We start from the raw sequence: 19,464 nt of genomic DNA, 5'->3' as shown, positions 1-19,464 counted from the left end.
ATTTGAGTTTACAATAGCGCCCATGAGCGAAATAAGAACACAAGTCCAGTTCGTTGATATCGACGAAGATATGGCGGGTCAACGCATTGATAATTTCTTGCGTAACCAATTAAAAGACATCCCAAAAAGCATGATTTACCGAATCGTGCGCAAGGGGGAAGTGCGCGTAAACAAAAAGCGCATTAAGGCAGAGTACAAACTAAAAGCAGGCGATCTTGTCCGTATTCCTCCGGTTACGGTAGAAAAGAAAGAGGACGACGTCGCGCCGAGCACGAAGCTAAACAAAGTGGCAGAGTTGGAAGACAAGATCATTTTTGAAGATGATCATCTATTGATTCTCAACAAACCATCTGGCACAGCAGTGCACGGCGGCAGTGGATTAAAGTTTGGTGCGATTGAAGCGCTCCGAGCATTACGACCACAAGCTCGCTTTCTTGAACTCGTTCACCGTATCGACCGTGATACATCTGGCATCTTGCTGGTTGCGAAGAAGCGTTCTGCGTTGCGTCATTTACAAGCACAGTTCCGTGAAAAGACAGTGAAGAAGTTCTACTTCGCGCTTGTCATGGGTGAGTGGAAAAACAGCTGCAAAGTCGTTAATGCGCCACTGCTTAAAAACGAAGTGAACAGCATTGTACGAGTGAATCCAAACGGCAAACCGTCTGAGACGCGTTTTAAAGTATTGGAGAAATTCGAACAAGCAACGTTAATTCAAGCAAGTCCAATTACTGGACGTACTCACCAGATTCGTGTGCACACTCAATACACGGGGCATCCGATTGCATGGGATGACCGTTATGGCGATCGCCGTTTTGATGCGTACACAGGTCAGGTTGGTTTGAACCGTTTGTTCCTACACGCAGCGAACATCAAGTTCCAGCACCCGTCGAATGATGAGTGGATGGAAATCAACGCGCCGATGGAAGCGAAATTAGAGAAAGTTTTAGCGGGTTTGCGTAAAAAGTAGAGGCAAGCGTATCTACATTCCTCGCCATCGCAAAAAGCTATGTAAAAGCCGATGTTAATACATCGGCTTTTTTGATCGTAGAAAGCTTCTTAGAGAGTGGCGGCAGCTTTGCCTGTTGAGTTATGAGAACTTTGTGCTCAGCAATACCATTGAAAGAGATCCCCAACTCGCTCGCTCCTCACTCTTGAGGATGACGTGCAGTGAATTCTGAATTTAAGTGGGTTATGACTTACTTTTTGATGGATGAGCTTAAACGACGTCATTCCCGAAAGCGACGAAGGAGCGTTGTCGGGAATCTCTGGTTGAGATGCAAAGTCACTAGCTTGATGTGACTGCTTAAACCGTCCATATCAGCCCTTTGGAGTCTTCTGTATTCCCTACAAAACCTCTAACCCTTGTTTTTGCAGCATGTCGATCAAATCAATAAGTGGCAGGCCGACTAACGTATTCGGATCTTTGCCGACTAACTTCTTAAACAGGCAAATTCCCATCCCTTCGCTTTTAAAACTACCAGCACAGTAAAAAGGCTCTTCTCTGTCGACATAACGTTCGATTTGTTCACGCGTCAAATCTCTAAAGTGCACTTCAAAAGTATCGAAGCCGACTTCGGTATGATTAGTTACTGTGTTGTGGACAGCTAGTCCGGTATAAAAAGTGATGGTTTTACTGCTTTGAGCCAATAATTGTTTGATGGCGTTTTCTCGGTTTAGCGGTTTACCAACGATATTGCCGTCAATGACACAGACTTGGTCACTGCCAATGACCAAACTGTCATGGGGTGTGTCACAAGAAGTGGCTTTACCAATAGCAAGCCTTTGTACCAGTTCTAAAGGGGTTTCGTTAGCTAACGGGGTCTCATCGCAGTTGGGTGACAAACAAATAAAAGGTACTGCTAGTTTTTCCAGCAGTTGTTTACGAAAAGGGGAGGTTGAGGCTAAAACCAGTTGGTAATTTTTCATTTTGAATTACAATTCGCACAAGCATTTCCAATAGGATAATCGATCAAAATCGATTCTGGCTAATGCTCTCTATATTAAGCGTAAAAAAGTACAACTTTTTTGCCTTTTTCTTTGACTAATTTTGATTTGGAAGATAATATTCGCGCCCTATGCAAAAGGTAAAAATACCGCGAACGGTTGATCCGGCGAAGTCCGCACAGAAACGATTAGATTACGATGGCATCATCCAAGCTAGTCTTTTCAAGCGCTTAGCGGAAACAACTGAAGGCGTAAAACGCGACGCAGAAGTCTCATTGTCATTTGATATTGATGAACAGCGACTTGTTGTTATCTCTGGTAAAGCTAACATCGAAGTCGATTTAGAGTGTCAGCGTTGTAATGAGGTATTCACACATCCGTGTGAAGTTGAATTCCTTTACACTCCTTACTACGGTGAGAAGACAGAAGAGGAAGCACCAGAAATTTATGATTTGGTAGATCTAAATGAGTACGGTGAATTAGACCTTATACAACTAGTTGAAGACGAGTTCATCTTAACATTACCTCAAATTGCAATGCACGATGAAGCGGATTGTAGCGTTGATTCAAATAACATGGTTTTTGGTGAGATTCCTGAAGAAATTGAGGAAGAAAAACCGAATCCATTCGACGTTTTGAAAAATCTGAAAAAGTAACTGGTGTGGTAGCCGCTTCTTCTTTAGGTTTTTAACCCAATAGTATAGGAGTAGGGTCAATGGCCGTACAGAAAAACCGTAAAACTCGTTCTAAGCGCGGTATGCGTCGTTCACACGATGCGCTAACTACAGCTGCACTATCTGTAGACGCGACTTCTGGTGAAACTCACCTACGCCACAACGTAACTGCTGAAGGTTACTACCGTGGTCAAAAGGTTATCAACAAGTAAGGTTGAACCTTTGCAAAGTATTACCGTTGCACTTGATGCAATGGGCGGGGATTTCGGTCCACGCGTAACAGTGCCTGCCGCCGTGCAGGCACTGTCTCATTTCCCAGAGCTAAAAGTGATTCTTATAGGTGATCAACCTCTGATCACGTCTCAATTATCTCAACTAGGTACCTCTACCAGTTCTCGTTTAAGCATTCTTCATAGCGAGAAAGTAATTTCTAACTCAGAAAAACCGTCTTTAGCATTACGTAATAGCCAAAATAGCTCCATGCGTATGGCCATTGATCTGGTCTCTGATAACGAAGCAGATGCGTGTGTGAGCGGTGGTAACACCGGAGCCTTGATGGCGCTCTCACGATTCATTCTTAAACTGCTTCCTGGTATTGAGCGTCCTGCTTTAGTTTCCGCATTACCTACCATTAGTGGCAAACGTACTTGGATGTTAGATCTTGGTGCGAATGTATCTTGCGATGCAGACAGCTTATTTCAATTTGCAGTGATGGGCAGTGCGTTAGCCGAGGAACACCTCGGTCATCCACCTCGTGTGGCGGTGCTGAATATTGGTGCTGAAGAAATTAAAGGAAACGATTTAGTCAAACGCTGTGCAGAAATGCTTTCTCAAACCGACGCAATTAATTTTGTGGGTTATATTGAAGGTAATCAAATTTTGCATGACGTTGCCGATGTCATTGTTTGTGATGGCTTTGTCGGTAACGTATGCTTAAAAGCCAGCGAGGGAACAGCGCAACTCTTTATCGAAAAACTAAAAACCAGCATGATGGCATCAACGATAAAGGGATGGATTGCTAGAAAACTGTTTTCTCGGCTATTTAATGAACTAAAAACACTGAACCCCGACCAGTATAACGGCGCAAGTTTGCTAGGATTGCGCGGCATTGTCATAAAAAGCCATGGAAGTGCGGATGTATCTGCGATTGTCAATGCACTTGGCGAGGCAGTACACGAGGTCAAACGACAAGTACCAAGCCGTATTAGCGATCGTTTGGAAGCGGTTTTACTCGAGAGGCATTATTAGTCTTCATGTATAGCAAAATTTTAGGTACTGGCAGCTACCTGCCATCTCAGGTGCGTACTAACGCAGACCTAGAGAAAATGGTAGATACAAGTGATGAGTGGATCGTAGCTCGTACTGGTATTAAAGAGCGTCGAATTGCAGCAGAAGACGAAACTGTTGCGGACATGGCATTCTACGCAGCTGAAAACGCTATCGATATGGCCGGCATTGATAAAAATGATATCGACCTAATTATCGTTGCTACTACTAGCAGTAGCCATACTTTCCCTTCATCTGCGTGTCAGGTGCAAGGAAAGCTTGGCATTAAAGGTTGTCCTGCATTCGACTTAGCCGCTGCTTGTTCAGGTTTTGTATACGCATTATCTGTTGCTGACCAACACATCAAATCTGGCATGTGCAAAAACGTGCTTGTGATTGGTGCGGACGCATTGTCGAAAACATGTGACCCAACGGATCGTTCAACCATCATCTTGTTTGGTGATGCTGCGGGTGCCGTTGTTCTTGGTGCAAGCGAAGAGCCTGGCATTATTTCTACGCACATATATTCAGACGGCCAGTTTGGCGATCTATTGAGCCTTCCTGTTCCTGAACGTGGTAAAGATGCAAATAAATGGCTTCATATGGCCGGTAACGAGGTATTCAAAGTAGCCGTTACTCAGCTATCAAGACTGGTTAAAGACACGCTTGAAGCAAACGATATGCACAAGTCTGAACTAGACTGGTTGGTTCCGCACCAAGCGAACTACCGCATTATTTCAGCGACAGCGAAAAAGCTTTCGATGTCACTAGACCAAGTCGTGATCACACTTGATAAACACGGCAACACATCAGCAGCAACCGTGCCAACAGCACTGGATGAGGCGGTACGTGATGGTCGTATTAAACGTGGTCAAACTCTACTTCTTGAAGCGTTTGGCGGCGGATTCACTTGGGGTTCTGCCCTGGTGAAATTCTAAGTTTCACAAGATTCAAAATTTAAGATGCGCTACGGTGCATCTTATTTCTTTTTACTTTGCTTAAAGGAAAACAACATGAGCAAGTTTGCTATCGTATTTCCAGGTCAAGGTTCACAAGCTGTCGGTATGCTTGCTGATCTAGGCGAACAATATGACGTAGTAAAACAAACATTTGCAGAAGCATCTGACGCACTAGGTTACGACCTATGGGCGCTTGTTCAAAATGGACCTGCAGAAGATCTAAACCAAACTTTCCGCACTCAACCAGCTTTGCTAGCGTCATCTGTTGCTATCTGGCGTGTATGGCAAGAGCTTGGTCTTGAGCAACCAGCAAACCTAGCGGGTCACAGCCTAGGTGAGTACTCAGCGCTTGTGTGTGCTGGCGTGATTGACTTTAAAGAAGCAATCAAACTGGTTGAGCTACGTGGTCAACTGATGCAAGAAGCGGTACCTGCGGGTACTGGTGCAATGTACGCGATCATCGGTCTAGATGACGAAGCAATTGCAAAAGCTTGTGAAGAAGCAGCACAAGGTGAGGTCGTTTCTCCAGTAAACTTCAACTCACCTGGTCAAGTTGTTATCGCAGGTAGTAAAGACGCGGTAGAACGTGCTGGTGCACTATGTAAAGAAGCAGGTGCTAAGCGTGCACTTCCTCTTCCTGTTTCAGTACCTTCACACTGTGCACTAATGAAGCCAGCAGCAGAGAAACTAGCCGTTGCGCTTGAGTCTATCGAATTCAATACACCACAACTTCCTGTTATCAACAACGTTGATGTGGCGGCTGAAACTGATCCGGCAAAAATCAAAGACGCACTTGTTCGTCAACTTCATAGCCCAGTTCGTTGGACCGAGAGCGTGCAGTTAATGAGCGAACAAGGCGTAGAAAATCTTCTTGAGCTTGGCCCTGGCAAAGTACTGACAGGTCTGACTAAACGTATCGTGAAAACACTAAGCGCAGCAGCAGTTAACGACGTAGCGTCGCTAGAAGCCGCTAAGTAATCTGTTCACGATAAGAAAAGGAAAACACAACATGATGAATCTAGAAGGTAAGATCGCTCTAGTGACAGGCGCGAGCCGTGGCATTGGTCGTGCGATTGCTGAACTTCTTGTTGAGCGCGGTGCAACGGTAATCGGTACTGCAACTTCAGAAGGTGGCGCAGCGGCTATCAGCGAATACCTAGGTGAAAACGGTAAAGGTCTAGCACTTAACGTAACTGACGTTGAGTCTATCGAAGCTACTTTAAAAACCATCAACGATGAGTTTGGTGCAATCGATATTCTAGTAAACAACGCTGGTATCACGCGCGATAACCTATTAATGCGTATGAAAGATGACGAGTGGAACGACATCATCAACACAAACCTAACGCCAATCTACCGCATGTCTAAAGCGGTTCTACGCGGCATGATGAAAAAACGCGCTGGTCGCATCATCAACGTAGGTTCTGTCGTTGGTACTATGGGTAACGCTGGTCAAACTAACTACGCAGCAGCGAAAGCAGGCGTTATCGGTTTCACTAAATCGATGGCTCGTGAAGTGGCTTCTCGTGGCGTAACAGTAAACACAGTCGCACCTGGTTTCATCGAAACTGACATGACTAAGGCGCTAAATGATGACCAACGTGCAGCAACGTTGTCGAACGTGCCGGCAGGTCGTCTAGGTGACCCACGTGAAATTGCATCAGCAGTTGTATTCCTAGCTTCACCTGAAGCGGCTTACATTACTGGTGAAACTTTGCATGTAAATGGTGGCATGTACATGGTTTAATGCACAGTTCGTGCAAAATAAGCTGTTTTACTTTGTGAAAAATAGCCTATAGTTGCTGTTAACTGTCATTAAGTTGTCATGCTCATGCGCAAGATTTGTGCATGATTTAAGTCAAAAATGTATTGAAATTCGGTTAAATTCGCTAATTTTGTGGTTTGACCAGCAAGGACCCCCTTGCAACTTTCAATAGTTCGAATAAACTACGGAATCATCGCATTAGGCGAAATCTGTAAAGGAAAAGAAAAATGAGCAACATCGAAGAACGCGTAAAGAAAATCATTGTTGAACAGCTAGGTGTAGACGAAGCAGAAGTTAAAAACGAAGCTTCATTTGTTGACGATCTAGGTGCTGATTCTCTAGACACTGTAGAGCTAGTAATGGCTCTAGAAGAGGAATTCGACACTGAGATTCCTGACGAAGAAGCTGAGAAAATCACTACTGTTCAAGCTGCAATCGACTACGTAAACAGCGCTCAGTAATTATCTCTCCCAGGCGGTCTCCTAGACCGCCTGTGTTCTTTCTAACTTCTTCTATCCTCTCATAGAAACATTCAATTCCCGGAGAATTATATCGTGTCCAAGCGTCGTGTAGTTGTCACAGGCATGGGTATGTTGTCACCGGTAGGCAACACAGTAGAATCATCTTGGAAAGCCCTGCTAGAAGGTCAAAGCGGTATCGTTAACATCGAACATTTCGATGCAACGAACTTCTCGACTCGTTTTGCTGGTCTTGTGAAAGATTTTGATTGCACAGAGTACATGTCTAAGAAAGATGCTCGTAAAATGGATTTATTTATCCAGTACGGCATTGCAGCGGGTATCCAAGCACTGGATGACTCTGGCTTAGAAATTACCGAAGAAAACGCAGCTCGAGTTGGTGTAGCAATCGGCTCAGGCATCGGCGGTCTAGACCTAATCGAAACAGGCCATACAGCGCTTGTTGAAAAAGGTCCTCGCAAAGTTAGCCCATTTTTTGTTCCTTCGACCATCGTAAACATGGTTGCAGGTAACCTATCTATCATGCGTGGTCTTCGTGGTCCAAACATCGCGATCTCTACGGCATGTACTACAGGTCTACACAACATCGGCCACGCAGCGCGTATGATTGCATACGGTGATGCTGAGGCGATGGTTGCTGGTGGTTCAGAGAAAGCATCTACACCACTAGGTATGGCTGGTTTCGGTGCAGCAAAAGCACTTTCAACTCGTAACGATGAGCCTCAAAAAGCTTCTCGTCCATGGGATAAGGGCCGTGATGGCTTTGTTCTTGGTGATGGTGCGGGCATGATGGTTCTTGAAGAGTACGAGCACGCAAAAGCACGTGGCGCTAAGATCTACGCAGAGCTAGTTGGCTTTGGTATGTCTGGTGACGCTTACCACATGACTTCTCCAAGTGAAGATGGTTCAGGTGGCGCTCTAGCAATGGAAGCGGCAATGCGTGACGCAAACATCACTGGTACTCAAGTTGGTTACGTGAACGCTCACGGTACATCGACACCTGCTGGTGATGTGGCTGAGATCAAGGGTGTTAAACGTGCTCTTGGTGAAGAAGGCTCTAAGCAAGTATTAGTATCTTCAACTAAATCTATGACTGGTCACCTTCTAGGTGCTGCTGGTTCAGTTGAAGCGATCATCACAGTTCTTTCTTTGGTAGACCAAATCGTTCCACCAACGATCAACCTAGATGATCCAGAAGAAGGTCTAGATATCGATCTTGTTCCGCATACAGCGCGCAAAGTTGATATGGAATACGCAATCTGTAACTCGTTCGGCTTCGGCGGTACAAACGGTTCGCTAGTATTCAAAAAATTCGCTGAGTAAAAATCTCTAACACTGTTTTAGAGAAGCGATACTTGTATTCTGACGGCTCGATGCTTAGCATTGAGCCGTTTTGTTTTATATGTCGATCGGAAAGTAAAGGTATCTGAATGTTCTGGGTCAATGGATTGCCACAAACACACATTTCGCTTGGCGACCGCTCGTTTCAATATGGCGATGGCTGTTTCACCACTATTAAAACTAAGAAGGGTGAATTAGAGCATTGGCAAGCGCATGTTGAGCGAATGGAAACGTGCCTGAAAACATTACACATCCCTTTTCCTGATTGGAGCCAAGTATTCGATTGGGTAATGAAAGCGGTTTTGAATGACGAGCTTGCCGGAATCAAAATTCATATCAGTCGCGGTACTGGAGGGCGAGGGTATAGTCCTAGCGGTATCGAAGGGCCGGTCGTGACTATTTCGAATTTTGCATTTCCTTCTCATTACTCTTCATGGCAAGAAAATGGCGTGCCGTTAGGGGTTTGCGAAATCCGCCTTGGCATTCAACCCCTTCTGGCTGGTCATAAGCATAACAACCGAATCGAACAGGTTCTCGCAAAAGCGGAAATTGAAGGCACAGAATTTACCGATGCTGTGACGTTAAATGTGCAAAATCATGTCATTGAAACTACAATGGCAAACCTTTTTTGGGTTAAAGATAAAAAGGTATACACACCCGATTTGAGTTTGTCTGGTGTGGCTGGCGTAATGCGCCGTAAGGTATTGGAATTTCTCCAAACCAATGGCTACCCAGTGCAGGTAGCAACATTCGAACTCTCTGATTTGCTTAATGCAGACGAGGTGTGGATGTGTAATTCACTATTGGGTGTGGCACCGGTCAGCGGTATTTCGACACCAGATAACAAGATTGACTTTCCAATTGGAAAATTGACTCGACGACTTCAAGGGAATCTAAATTCGTGATTAAAAAACTGTTTGCTTTTGTTGTACTGATTGCCGTTATTGGTGCAGCAGGTGTTTTTTACGTTGTTTCACAGACTAAGCAATATGTTAACTCGCCAATTCTTATAGAGCAGCCTCAGCTGTTTACCGTAGAAAATGGCACCAGCTTTCACCGAGTGATGCGTGATCTTGTAAAAGACGACATCATAGAAGCTTCTGATTACATTCGTTTAATGCCCCACCTTTACCCAGAGCTTCTTCAGGTGCGAGCAGGCACTTACCAACTTGAACCAAAAGTTTCGCTTTATCAAACGTTAGAACAGCTCAATACCGGCAAAGAGCATCAATTTGCGATTACTTTTGTCGAAGGTAGCCGTTTCTCTGAGTGGGTTGAACAGCTAAGGGCTGCACCTCATGTAAAACATGACTTAGCTGGTTTGTCTGAAAAAGAAATGGCAGAAAAGCTGGGTATTGAACGTGAGAAGCTTGAAGGTTTATTCCTCGCGGAGACTTACCATTACACTGCTGGCGCAAGTGAAAGTCAGATCTTAGAGCGTGCACACAGCAAGCTAAACAAGATTCTTGATGAACAATGGGAAGCGCGTCAGGACAAGTTACCACTGAAAGATAAATACGAAGCGCTGATACTAGCTTCTATTATTGAGAAAGAGACGGCAATTGATGCTGAGCGCGAACGTGTTGCATCGGTATTTGTTAACCGCCTCAACAAACGTATGCGTTTACAAACTGACCCAACCGTTATCTACGGGATGGGAGATGCGTACGATGGCAATATCCGTAAGAAAGATTTGCGCACACCAACGCCATACAACACATACACCATTAATGGGTTACCACCAACGCCAATTGCCATGGCCGGTGAAGCATCGATTGAAGCTGCTCTCAACCCAGAAAACAGCAATTACCTATATTTTGTAGCAAGTGGAAAGGGCGGACATGTGTTTTCGAAATCCCTTGCTGAGCACAACCGTGCTGTACGTGCCTATTTAAGAGAACTAAGAAAGAACAAATGATGAAAGCAAACTTTATTGTCGTTGAGGGCCTAGAGGGCGCGGGTAAAAGCACTGCGATTAAAACCGTTTTAGATACGCTGAAAGCTGCAGGTATCCAAGATATCGTTAATACTCGTGAACCAGGCGGTACGCCGCTAGCAGAGAAAATGCGTGCATTAGTAAAAGAAGAGCACGAAGGCGAAGATCTAAAAGATATGACTGAATTGCTTTTGCTTTATGCAGCACGAGTTCAGTTAGTTGAGAACGTGATTAAGCCAGCGCTAGCAAACGATCAATGGGTAGTTGGCGACCGTCATGATTTGTCTTCTCAAGCTTACCAAGGTGGTGGCCGCCAAATCGACGCATCACTGATGAAGAACCTGCGCGATACCACTCTAGGTGAGTTTAAGCCTGCATTCACATTGTACATGGATATCGATCCTCGAGTTGGACTTGAACGTGCGCGTGGACGTGGCGAACTAGATCGTATTGAAAAAATGGACATCAGCTTCTTTGAACGCACGCGTGAGCGTTACTTAGCGTTGGCTAATGCCGATGATTCCATCGTGGTGATCAACGCTGAGCAGTCGATTGAAGAGGTTGCACAAGAGATCAAAGCTGCGCTAAACGAATGGCTAGCGTCACTGTAAGCAGAATGTGGATTGAGGTCGCTCATGTTAAATGACTTTCCATGGTTACTACCCGTTTGGGATAACCTCAAAACAAGCTTGGATTCAGAACGAATTCCGGGCGCACTGCTGCTGCAAAGTGACAAGGGATTAGCGGTAGAGAAGCTGGTTGAGCTCTTTAGTCACTCGTTGCTGTGTCAAAATTACACCAGTGAAGCGTGTGGTTTCTGCCATAGTTGCCAGTTGACTCAATCTCATAGCCATCCTGATTTACACTGGATTAAGCCAGAGAAAGAAGGAAAGTCGATCACCGTTGAGCAGATTCGAGCATGTAATCGCCTTGCGCATGAATCTTCACAACTAAATGGATATCGCGTGTTCATCATCGAGCCAGCCGATGCGATGAATGAGTCTGCGTCCAATGCGTTGTTGAAAACACTCGAAGAGCCGGGACAGAAATGCTTGTTCTTGCTCGTGACGCATAACCAAGAGCGATTGCTGCCAACTATCCAGAGTCGTTGCCAACAATGGGTGGTGACACCACCATCAACAGAGCAGGCGATGAATTGGATGAGCGAACAGGGAGCATCACAAGTACCAGCTTATGCGCTTAAACTGAATTTAGGGTCGCCAATTAATACCCTAGAAGCGGTGAAAAGTGGTGAGCTTGATGAGTACCAAGCGTTTGAGCGTTGTTTTATTGAGACGCTATCTTCGCCAGTATCAGATGTATTCCAGTGTGCATCGTTAATGGCAAAGAACCCAGACAAAGCATTCGACTGGGCTTGGTATCTATTAACGGACGCTCAGAAAGCCCAATTTGGGGTGGCGGAAGCGGCTCAACTTCCGGGCGCAACTCTGTTCCCAACACACAGTTATGACGGTTTATACCTGGCGTCGAAGAAGCTGCTTGAGCTAAAAGGGCAAATTCAACGCTTTCCAGGCTTGAACCTTGAACTACTATCAATGAATTGGTTAATTGAATCACGAGAGGCATTATGTTCGTAGATTCGCACTGTCATCTAGACAAACTGAATTACGATGATCTTCACATCAATGTTGAAGACGTTATTAACAAAGCAAAACAAGCGAACGTAAAAGAGCTACTGTCGGTAGGCGTTACGTTAGATTCATTTCCAAAAATGTTGGAAATGATTACGCCATACGACAACGTTTATGCGTCTTGTGGTGTGCATCCGCTTGATGTGGAGAGCGCGTTCTCTATGGAGACCTTACGCCAACACGCTTCGCACGAAAAAGTGGTAGCGATTGGTGAAACAGGTCTGGATTATCACTACAAACCAGAGACTGCAGCGCTGCAAAAAGAGCGTTTTGAACAGCAGGTAGATTTAGCGGTGGAGTTTAACAAGCCGCTTATCATTCATACCCGTAACGCTCGTGAAGATACATTAGAAATTCTACGCAATGGTGGCGCTGAAAAATGTGGTGGTGTGATCCACTGCTTTACCGAAGATCTACCATTTGCAGAAGCTGCATTAGATTTAGGGTTCTACATCTCAATTTCGGGCATTGTAACCTTCCGTCAGGCGACAGAATTGAAAGAAGTCGTGAAAGCTTTGCCTTTAGAAAGGCTGCTTATTGAGACGGATTCTCCATATTTAGCGCCCGTTCCACATCGTGGAAAAGAGAACCAACCAGCCTATGTTGTCGAAGTTGCAGCCTATATTGCACAGCTAAAAGGATGCTCCATTGCTGAAGTAGGGCAAAAAACAACCGAAAACTTCCGAAATCTTTTTTTGCGATGAAAAATCAATAGACGGTTTAAAAAAGGGGCTATTGCCCCTTTTTTGTTTAGAAATACGCCAAAAAGATCATTTAGTTTAATGTTTACTAAATTTGTTGATTTAACCGCAATCAAATCTCTCAAATGTAATTTTGTTACTAAAAATAACATCGGTCTTTATTTTATTTACGCCTTAAAATTAATTATGCTGATAATAAAGTCTTTATAAAACAGCAATATAAGTTTAATGCAAACCTTTTCATCTACTGTTTTTGGGTGTGATCTGCGGCTTGTTTTGAAACTAAATTTCGTAACTGTGTGGAAAGTTTGAGGGCCATCAATATATATTTAGAGCCGGAAAATATAATGCAACGTGTGGTTACATTTTCATTGGGTGCTAACATTTAGGCTACGGGGGTGTGCCGTTAGTGCCCAAATAATACTTATAATTTATCAGGAGCATAAACATGTTTAAGAACCTTTTTGCAAACCTGCAAAAAGTTGGTAAAGCTCTGATGCTACCAGTATCAGTGTTGCCAGTCGCAGGTATCCTACTAGGTGTTGGTGCTGCCCACCTAAGCTTCATTCCTGAGGTTGTTTCTAACCTAATGGAACAAGCTGGTGGTTCAGTATTCGGCCAAATGGCACTTCTATTTGCTGTTGGTGTAGCACTTGGCTTCACAAACAACGACGGTGTAGCAGGTCTTGCTGCAATCGTTGGTTACGGCATCATGACAGCAACGCTTGGCGTTATGGCTGGCATCATGGGCGTTGAGAAAATCGATACAGGTGTACTAGGTGGTATCCTTGTCGGTGGTGTTGCTGCTTGGGCATTCAACCGTTTCTTCAAAATCCAACTTCCAGAGTACCTTGGCTTCTTCGCTGGTAAGCGTGCTGTGCCAATCATCACTGGTTTCGCTGCGATCATCCTAGGTGTTGTACTATCTATCGTATGGCCACCAATCGGCGGTGCAATCTCTGCATTCTCTGACTGGGCTGCGCACCAAAACCCACAACTTGCGTTCGGTATCTACGGCGTAGTTGAGCGTTCTCTAATCCCATTCGGTCTACACCACGTATGGAACGTACCATTCTTCTTCGAAGCAGGTACTTGTGTGAACGCTGCTGGTGAAACTCAAAACGGCGTACTAACTTGTTACCTAGTTGCAGATGATGCTTCTCGCGCTGCTGGTAATGGCTTCGGTCAGCTAGCGGGTGGTTACATGTTCAAGATGTTCGGTCTACCAGCTGCAGCAATCGCTATTGCTCACTGTGCTAAACCAGAAAACCGCGCGAAAGTAATGGGTATCATGGCGTCAGCTGCTCTGACTTCATTCCTAACAGGTATTACTGAGCCAATCGAATTCTCATTCCTATTCGTTGCTCCAGTACTATACGGTATCCACGCTCTACTAGCTGGTTCTGCATACGTTGTTGCTAACACTCTAGGCTTCGTACACGGTACATCATTCTCACACGGTCTGATCGACTTCCTAGTTCTATCTGGCCACGCTCAGAAGATGGGTCTGATGGTAGCTGTTGGTCTAGTTTACGCAGTAATCTACTACGTAGTATTCCGCACAGTAATCACTGCTCTTGACCTTAAAACTCCAGGTCGTGAAGACGAATCTGAAGAAGCTGTTGCAACTTCTGGTTCTGACATGGCAGGTGAGCTTGTTGCAGCATTCGGCGGCAAAGCAAACATCACTGGTCTAGACGCATGTATCACTCGTCTACGTGTAGCAGTAGCTGACACAGCTGCAGTTGACCAAGACAAACTAAAACAACTAGGCGCTGCTGGTGTTGTAGTTGTAGCAGGTGGTGTTCAGGCTATCTTCGGTACTAAGTCTGACAACCTGAAAACTGAAATGGATGAGTGGATTCGTAACCACGGCTAATCTCAGTCATTCATAAGAAAAAGGGGGCTTCGGCCTCCTTTTTTGCTTTCTGTATCTTCCCCCTCATACCCCTCAGTATTTATTCTTCTCCAATCTCCAATCTCCAATCTCCAATCTCCAATCTCCAATCTCCAATCTCCAATCTCCAATCTCCAATCTTTTTCTCACTAACACTTACTTTTGGTGTTTTAGCCGTGATCTCACGCTCACCCTTACGTTTGTGGCTTTTTTCGTACGTCATTCTTACTCATTACTGACACAACAAAATGACATCATGTTTGAATTATGCACGCTGTTTTTTTAAGTGGGGGAAGGTTGTGAAAAAGCGAATTTTATTGGCGGCAACAATGCTGCCAAGTGCCGTAATGGCGGCGGATGGAGCGAAGAATTTTTCTGTTGGTATGGCGGTCGATCAAGAGCTCAGCGTTGTCGTTGAAATTGATGACAAGTACCGCGGTATTATTGGTAACGATGGTATGGCGTTTGATTACATAGCGAAGCGCGGTACATTTGATCAAAGCATGCCATTAACTTGGTATGTCGGTGTTGGTGGCTGGTACGAGTGGGATGATGAATTCGGTGTTCGTGTCCCACTAGGTCTAAATTGGGATCTATCAAAAGGCTGGGATCTGTACGCGCAAATCCATCCTGAAGTGGACTTTTACAAAGGGCCTGATCTGCAAATCGGTGGGGCGCTTGGTATCAAGTACAATTTCTAATAGACACAAAAATGCCGGCATTGAGCCGGCATTTTGTTTTTGAGCCTTAATTTCGCTGGCAGTTAGCTTTACTGCTGTTTATTCATTGCTCGTTTGATGCATACCGCAGCGCCACCCCAAGTGAGGCCAAGTCCGATAACCATCATGATGATTGCACTTGTAGTCATTATGCTTTCTCCTTGCTCGCTACGTTAATCAATACGCCAAACACAAACAGTGCGGCAATCATTACCCAACCTAGAGTCAGGTCGTAGCCACCGTAACCTTCTGTTAGAAGTGCGTACAGCTTGGTTGCTAAGATAACTGCTAACATGATTGGTGTGACAAAGCGTAAACAGATTTCGAACCATTGACCAATAGAGAAGTCAGAGCGCTCGTTTACGTAGTTACGAACTTCAGGTACTTGTTTCAACAACCAAGCCATCAGAACGATTTCTACAAGGCCGCCAACCATAATACCAACGTTGTTTGCGAAGTGGTCGACAAGGTCCAGCAGAAGCAATCCGCCGTTGGTCGCGAATGCCATCGAGACAACAAATCCAATACCAATCACTACGTTTGCAGCTTTCTTACGGCTCCATTTTAATTTGTCGATAACGGCTGAGGTTACCGCTTCCATGATTGAGATGTGCGAGCTTAAGCCTGCAACAACCAAAGCAAAGAAGAACAGAGGACCAAGGATGTATGGCGCTGGTAGTAGGTTAATTGCGGCAGGTAACGTCACAAATGCCAAGCCCACACCCGCAGAGACTACCTCAGTAAGCGGTTTGCCTTGTTCTTGAGCCATATAACCCAACACCGAGAAAATCATGATACCGGCAAGGATAGAGAAGCCACAGTTGATCAATACCGTCATGAAGGCGTTGTTGGTGATGTCTGATTTCTCTGGCAGATAGCTCGAGTAAGCCAGCATGATGGCAAAGCCGATACTTAGTGTGAAGAAGATCTGACCGTAAGCCGCTGCCCACACTTTTACGTCCCAGATTTTGCTGAAGTCTGGCTCGAACATGTAGTTCACACCGTCTAGCGCACCAGGAAGGAAAATCATGCGACCGATCAAGAAGATCACCATAATGAACAATATAGGCATCATGATCTTAGATGCGCGTTCAATACCTGATTTAACACCGCTCACAATCGCAGTATAGGTAATTGCCCAAGCAATAAGCATAGATACGGCGATCTTCCATTGAATGCTACCTAAATCCGTTGGAGAGTTATCACCAAGTTTTAGGTATTCACTAAAGAAGAAGGCGTTGGTATCGGACCCCCAACTTTGAGTGAACGACATCCCAAAGTAAGAAATTGCCCAACCAATAACCGCAACATAGTAAACGGCGATGACGGCAGCAACGCCAACTTGGAACCAACCAAGCCATTCAAATTTCGCGTGGATTTTTGCCAATGTTTTTGGTGCAGAACCGCGGTATTTTTGACCCATACTGAACTCAAGGATCATGAATGGAATACCTGCGGTGATCATGGCGAAAAGATAAGGAATAAAGAAGGCACCGCCGCCATTCTCATAGGCCATGTAAGGGAAACGCCAGATGTTACCCAAGCCGATGGCTGAACCGACTGCTGCTAAGATGAATCCCGCACGGGATCCCCATTGTTCTCGCTTCATATTTGACTCCTGTACAACTCCCTAAGGAATGAAGCTCTTCTCGGCAACGTGCAACACCAGTAGAGCAAAGAGCAACTGTTATCCGTCAGTTTTCTGCTCGATGTTCGGTACTGTTATAAAATTCTGGTGTTTTGCTTTGTGTTACCTAACAAGAAATAGAATTAAATGCTTTAAATTTTGATGTGTGTTTGCAAAAGCTGAAATATTCTTCTGCTTTCTGTGTTCAGACTAACTTTTTACATTATTTAGCGCAATAGATTCTAAATGTTAATGTCGATATTTTATCTGGTTTAAATATTGTTAATTAGTGATTTGGTAGGCTATCTGATCGGTAAAGTTAGGTAGGTTTTGAAATAAATGACTGTATGGTCGATGTGATCTTGGTCAAATAAACTCTTTTTGGCTATTAGGGTGTATCTCTGTGTTAGACACACCCAATAGAGAATATTTCGTTAAAACGACACATTAGAAGTGAAAGTCGTTAGAAACGGAAACGAAAGCCAATGTTGGATTGGAATTGGTTCATCCAGTCGGTTTCAAACTTGATGATGCAAGACGAACCGTCCGTTGGTACGACGCAAGCACCTGAGGTGTCGTTGTCTACAACTGTGCCTAACCAACGGATTTGCGCGGTCATTGCAAAGGTTTTCGAGAATTCGTACTCAAGGCCGGCGAATGCACTACCAGAAAAGCCATATTTGTCATTTACCCAGTCTACGTCGGCGTATGACGCACCTATGCCCAATCCAACGTAGGTTTGCCACCCTTGAGCGAGAGGGTAGTAAATGCTGCTTTGAAATTGAAGATAGTGAATGTCTGCAGAGTTATTAATGTCTTGCAATTCTGACGACTGGTTGGAATAGAAAAAGCCGATGCGCCCCATCTCAAAAGGGGTTTCAACTGACAAAGCATAATTGATTGAAGGGTCTAAATCGTAGGTGCGGTCGTTCTCATCCTCTACTTTACCGCCTCCTGTAAAGCCGACATAGGGCGTGACGATAACCGTCGCTTGAGCAGCCATAGAACAGCTCAATAATACACTCCCAACTAGCCAGCCAATTTTATAGTTCATTTGCTATCTCCTTATTATGACTAAGCTAATTGTGATGCCTTAGCCAAAATCGTGCGACTAAATTAGGCAATTCTTGAACATAATTCACACTGGTGTTATTAATTTGTTACAACTAAAGGAGGTGTCTATGGAACACGATCTAAAATCAGCCCTACTCATCGTCGTTACAGTATTCGCAGTTTTACTCTCTTTCGGCATCATTGCGATTACTACGGCTTAATGCATTGGCGATACGCCTATGACACGCAACAGCGGTATTATCACTGATCGCCATGCAGAGCTCGACATTGAGATGTATGAGCGCTACAGAAATGGCAAAACTGCCCTTGTCGCACAAGGAGGAGGGCAGAGAGGGATTTTTACCGCTGGAGTGTTGGATGCATTCCTTCTTTCCAATTTCGATCCATTCGATGAATTCTATGGCACATCAGCCGGAGCTCTGAATTTGTGTGCTTACCTTTGTCGTCAACATGGCATGGGCAAGGCTTTCATTACGGATCTCACTACTTCCACTGAATTCTTTAATCTTTTCCGTTATATCCGCAAGAAGCAATATTTGGGCTTGGAATGGGCCTTAGAGCGCATTCAAGATTACCCTTATAAACTTGACCTCGATATGGGGAAAACTGCGCTAGGTGCCCGTGGCGCGTTTGCTGCGGTGACAAATGTCGATACTCTTTCTGATCAATACTTACCGATACTCGGTGGCGACTGGGTCAATACCATGGTTGCCACTTGCGCGATCCCTAAATTGTATCTGGGACCAGTAGATGTAAATGGGTATCCTTATGTTGATGGCGGGGTCTCAGCCTCGATTCCAGTGCAAGAAGCATGGAGAAAGAATGCGCGTAATATCATCGTGATTCGTACGGAGCCTTTCTCTGAGGCAGAAGCCAAAGTACAAGCCGAGATTGGTGAAGAGGGTATCAAATGGTACCGCGAGTCTATTAACTCTGTGCAAGAGTCTTGGCAACACAAGGTTCACCAATGGAAAGAGGATTGGAGTAGCTTCTTGCAGCAGAAAATTAATGCGGCTCATCAGTCGAAATTGTCTGGTAGAAAGCTGCTCAATGGTGGACGCTGGTTGTTTGGGGCGGATAATCTTTATCGCTTGAGCCACCTGATTGGTGAAAACTTCGATTCTGGCTTGGCTGACATGTTGATGATTCACTACCAAACCTTCGAATTGACACAAGCGTTCTTAACCGCTCCGCCCGACGACACCTTTATTCTGCAATTGGCCCCGAAAGAAGAGTTACAGTCATCGTCTTTGTTGAGCGATCCAGAAGCGTTAGAGCACGATTATCAACTTGGTCTGCAAACGGGTTTTAATTTGATTCAACTCTATGACAAATTGAACATAGATGGTCGAGAAACGGCTTAAATTGAAATCAAATATCTGAAAATAGAAAAGGCTCCGTGTGGAGCCTTTATGGTTTTTTGGGAAGGT

General features: G+C 44.8%; 23 protein-coding genes. 18 read left to right on the top strand and 5 right to left on the bottom strand.

From position 1 onward, the window contains the following. The first annotated feature begins 22 nt into the window (after positions 1-22). Positions 23-967, top strand: a complete 945-nt coding sequence (rluC, locus tag VCHENC03_RS07385; RefSeq protein ID WP_009707033.1) for a 23S rRNA pseudouridine(955/2504/2580) synthase RluC — start codon at positions 23-25, stop codon at positions 965-967. 377 nt (positions 968-1,344) lie between these two features. Here the strand turns inward: rluC and VCHENC03_RS07390 are convergent, their stop codons facing one another. After that, on the bottom strand, positions 1,345-1,926 hold the full coding sequence (locus tag VCHENC03_RS07390; RefSeq protein WP_009707031.1) for a Maf family protein: 582 nt from the start codon (positions 1,924-1,926) through the stop codon (positions 1,345-1,347). Positions 1,927-2,075: 149 nt separating this feature from the next. On the opposite strand from VCHENC03_RS07390, the gene yceD reads away from it, so the two are divergent. The 14 genes from yceD (at position 2,076) to ptsG (ending at position 14,596) form a co-directional block, all read left to right on the top strand. Beyond that, positions 2,076-2,600 (top strand): 23S rRNA accumulation protein YceD, encoded by a 525-nt coding sequence (gene yceD / locus VCHENC03_RS07395; RefSeq protein ID WP_005439592.1) that lies wholly within the window; start codon positions 2,076-2,078, stop codon positions 2,598-2,600. Positions 2,601-2,659: 59 nt separating this feature from the next. Further along, complete coding sequence (gene rpmF, locus VCHENC03_RS07400) at positions 2,660-2,830, top strand: 50S ribosomal protein L32 (RefSeq protein ID WP_005396978.1); 171 nt, start codon at positions 2,660-2,662, stop codon at positions 2,828-2,830. 10 nt (positions 2,831-2,840) lie between these two features. Then, on the top strand, positions 2,841-3,866 hold the full coding sequence (gene plsX, locus VCHENC03_RS07405) for a phosphate acyltransferase PlsX (RefSeq protein WP_009707030.1): 1,026 nt from the start codon (positions 2,841-2,843) through the stop codon (positions 3,864-3,866). Positions 3,867-3,871: 5 nt separating this feature from the next. Next, complete coding sequence (locus VCHENC03_RS07410; RefSeq protein WP_009707029.1) at positions 3,872-4,822, top strand: beta-ketoacyl-ACP synthase III; 951 nt, start codon at positions 3,872-3,874, stop codon at positions 4,820-4,822. A gap of 75 nt (positions 4,823-4,897) precedes the next feature. Next, a complete protein-coding gene (gene fabD / locus VCHENC03_RS07415; protein WP_009707028.1) occupies positions 4,898-5,821 on the top strand; it encodes an ACP S-malonyltransferase in 924 nt (307 codons plus the stop codon). A gap of 34 nt (positions 5,822-5,855) precedes the next feature. Then, on the top strand, positions 5,856-6,590 hold the full coding sequence (gene fabG / locus VCHENC03_RS07420; protein WP_005444803.1) for a 3-oxoacyl-ACP reductase FabG: 735 nt from the start codon (positions 5,856-5,858) through the stop codon (positions 6,588-6,590). A gap of 245 nt (positions 6,591-6,835) precedes the next feature. Beyond that, positions 6,836-7,069: an acyl carrier protein gene (gene acpP / locus VCHENC03_RS07425; RefSeq protein ID WP_004406112.1), complete on the top strand. Its 234-nt coding sequence runs from the start codon at positions 6,836-6,838 to the stop codon at positions 7,067-7,069. Positions 7,070-7,162: 93 nt separating this feature from the next. Continuing rightward, positions 7,163-8,410, top strand: coding sequence for a beta-ketoacyl-ACP synthase II (gene fabF / locus VCHENC03_RS07430; RefSeq protein ID WP_009707027.1), 1,248 nt, complete (start codon positions 7,163-7,165; stop codon positions 8,408-8,410). Positions 8,411-8,517: 107 nt separating this feature from the next. Next, positions 8,518-9,333, top strand: a complete 816-nt coding sequence (pabC, locus tag VCHENC03_RS07435; RefSeq protein ID WP_009707026.1) for an aminodeoxychorismate lyase — start codon at positions 8,518-8,520, stop codon at positions 9,331-9,333. Further along, positions 9,330-10,346: an endolytic transglycosylase MltG gene (gene mltG / locus VCHENC03_RS07440; RefSeq protein ID WP_009707025.1), complete on the top strand. Its 1,017-nt coding sequence runs from the start codon at positions 9,330-9,332 to the stop codon at positions 10,344-10,346. Before pabC ends, mltG begins: the two co-directional genes overlap by 4 nt. Next, on the top strand, positions 10,343-10,975 hold the full coding sequence (gene tmk / locus VCHENC03_RS07445; protein ID WP_032802916.1) for a dTMP kinase: 633 nt from the start codon (positions 10,343-10,345) through the stop codon (positions 10,973-10,975). Before mltG ends, tmk begins: the two co-directional genes overlap by 4 nt. Positions 10,976-10,999: 24 nt before the next feature. After that, entirely contained in the window at positions 11,000-11,962 is a 963-nt protein-coding gene (locus tag VCHENC03_RS07450) for a DNA polymerase III subunit delta' (RefSeq protein WP_009707023.1), read from the top strand. Further along, positions 11,953-12,720 carry a TatD family hydrolase gene (locus tag VCHENC03_RS07455; protein WP_005439577.1) on the top strand — a complete coding sequence of 256 codons (768 nt, stop codon included), beginning with the start codon at positions 11,953-11,955 and terminating at the stop codon, positions 12,718-12,720. The genes VCHENC03_RS07450 and VCHENC03_RS07455 overlap by 10 nt, the downstream gene beginning before the upstream one ends. Before the next feature lie 445 nt (positions 12,721-13,165). Then, positions 13,166-14,596 (top strand): PTS glucose transporter subunit IIBC, encoded by a 1,431-nt coding sequence (ptsG, locus tag VCHENC03_RS07460; RefSeq protein WP_005439576.1) that lies wholly within the window; start codon positions 13,166-13,168, stop codon positions 14,594-14,596. Between the two features lie 79 nt (positions 14,597-14,675). On the opposite strand, the gene VCHENC03_RS27470 is transcribed toward ptsG, so the two are convergent. Continuing rightward, entirely contained in the window at positions 14,676-14,837 is a 162-nt protein-coding gene (locus tag VCHENC03_RS27470) for a hypothetical protein (RefSeq protein ID WP_009707022.1), read from the bottom strand. Between the two features lie 106 nt (positions 14,838-14,943). Here VCHENC03_RS27470 and VCHENC03_RS07465 point away from each other — a divergent pair, with 106 nt between their 5' ends. Beyond that, positions 14,944-15,315 (top strand): hypothetical protein, encoded by a 372-nt coding sequence (locus VCHENC03_RS07465; protein WP_020196402.1) that lies wholly within the window; start codon positions 14,944-14,946, stop codon positions 15,313-15,315. Positions 15,316-15,383: 68 nt separating this feature from the next. On the opposite strand, the gene VCHENC03_RS27465 is transcribed toward VCHENC03_RS07465, so the two are convergent. The 3 genes from VCHENC03_RS27465 to VCHENC03_RS07475 form a co-directional block, all read right to left on the bottom strand. Beyond that, on the bottom strand, positions 15,384-15,482 hold the full coding sequence (locus VCHENC03_RS27465; RefSeq protein ID WP_152618770.1) for a MetS family NSS transporter small subunit: 99 nt from the start codon (positions 15,480-15,482) through the stop codon (positions 15,384-15,386). Beyond that, positions 15,482-16,942 (bottom strand): sodium-dependent transporter, encoded by a 1,461-nt coding sequence (locus tag VCHENC03_RS07470; RefSeq protein WP_009707020.1) that lies wholly within the window; start codon positions 16,940-16,942, stop codon positions 15,482-15,484. The genes VCHENC03_RS27465 and VCHENC03_RS07470 overlap by 1 nt, the downstream gene beginning before the upstream one ends. A gap of 481 nt (positions 16,943-17,423) precedes the next feature. Next, positions 17,424-18,014 (bottom strand): outer membrane beta-barrel protein, encoded by a 591-nt coding sequence (locus VCHENC03_RS07475; RefSeq protein WP_009707019.1) that lies wholly within the window; start codon positions 18,012-18,014, stop codon positions 17,424-17,426. A 127-nt stretch (positions 18,015-18,141) separates the two neighbouring features. Between VCHENC03_RS07475 and cydH the strand changes: the two genes are divergently transcribed. Together cydH and VCHENC03_RS07480 are read left to right on the top strand one after the other, a co-directional pair. Continuing rightward, positions 18,142-18,234 carry a cytochrome bd-I oxidase subunit CydH gene (gene cydH / locus VCHENC03_RS27460; protein WP_005444835.1) on the top strand — a complete coding sequence of 31 codons (93 nt, stop codon included), beginning with the start codon at positions 18,142-18,144 and terminating at the stop codon, positions 18,232-18,234. An 18-nt stretch (positions 18,235-18,252) separates the two neighbouring features. Beyond that, positions 18,253-19,398, top strand: coding sequence for a patatin-like phospholipase family protein (locus VCHENC03_RS07480; protein ID WP_009707017.1), 1,146 nt, complete (start codon positions 18,253-18,255; stop codon positions 19,396-19,398). The last annotated feature ends 66 nt before the right edge of the window (positions 19,399-19,464 follow it).

The sequence above is a fragment of the Vibrio sp. HENC-03 genome (genome assembly GCF_000305755.2).
Classification (GTDB): domain Bacteria; phylum Pseudomonadota; class Gammaproteobacteria; order Enterobacterales; family Vibrionaceae; genus Vibrio; species Vibrio owensii.
This window is presented reverse-complemented; position numbering and strand designations above follow the sequence as displayed.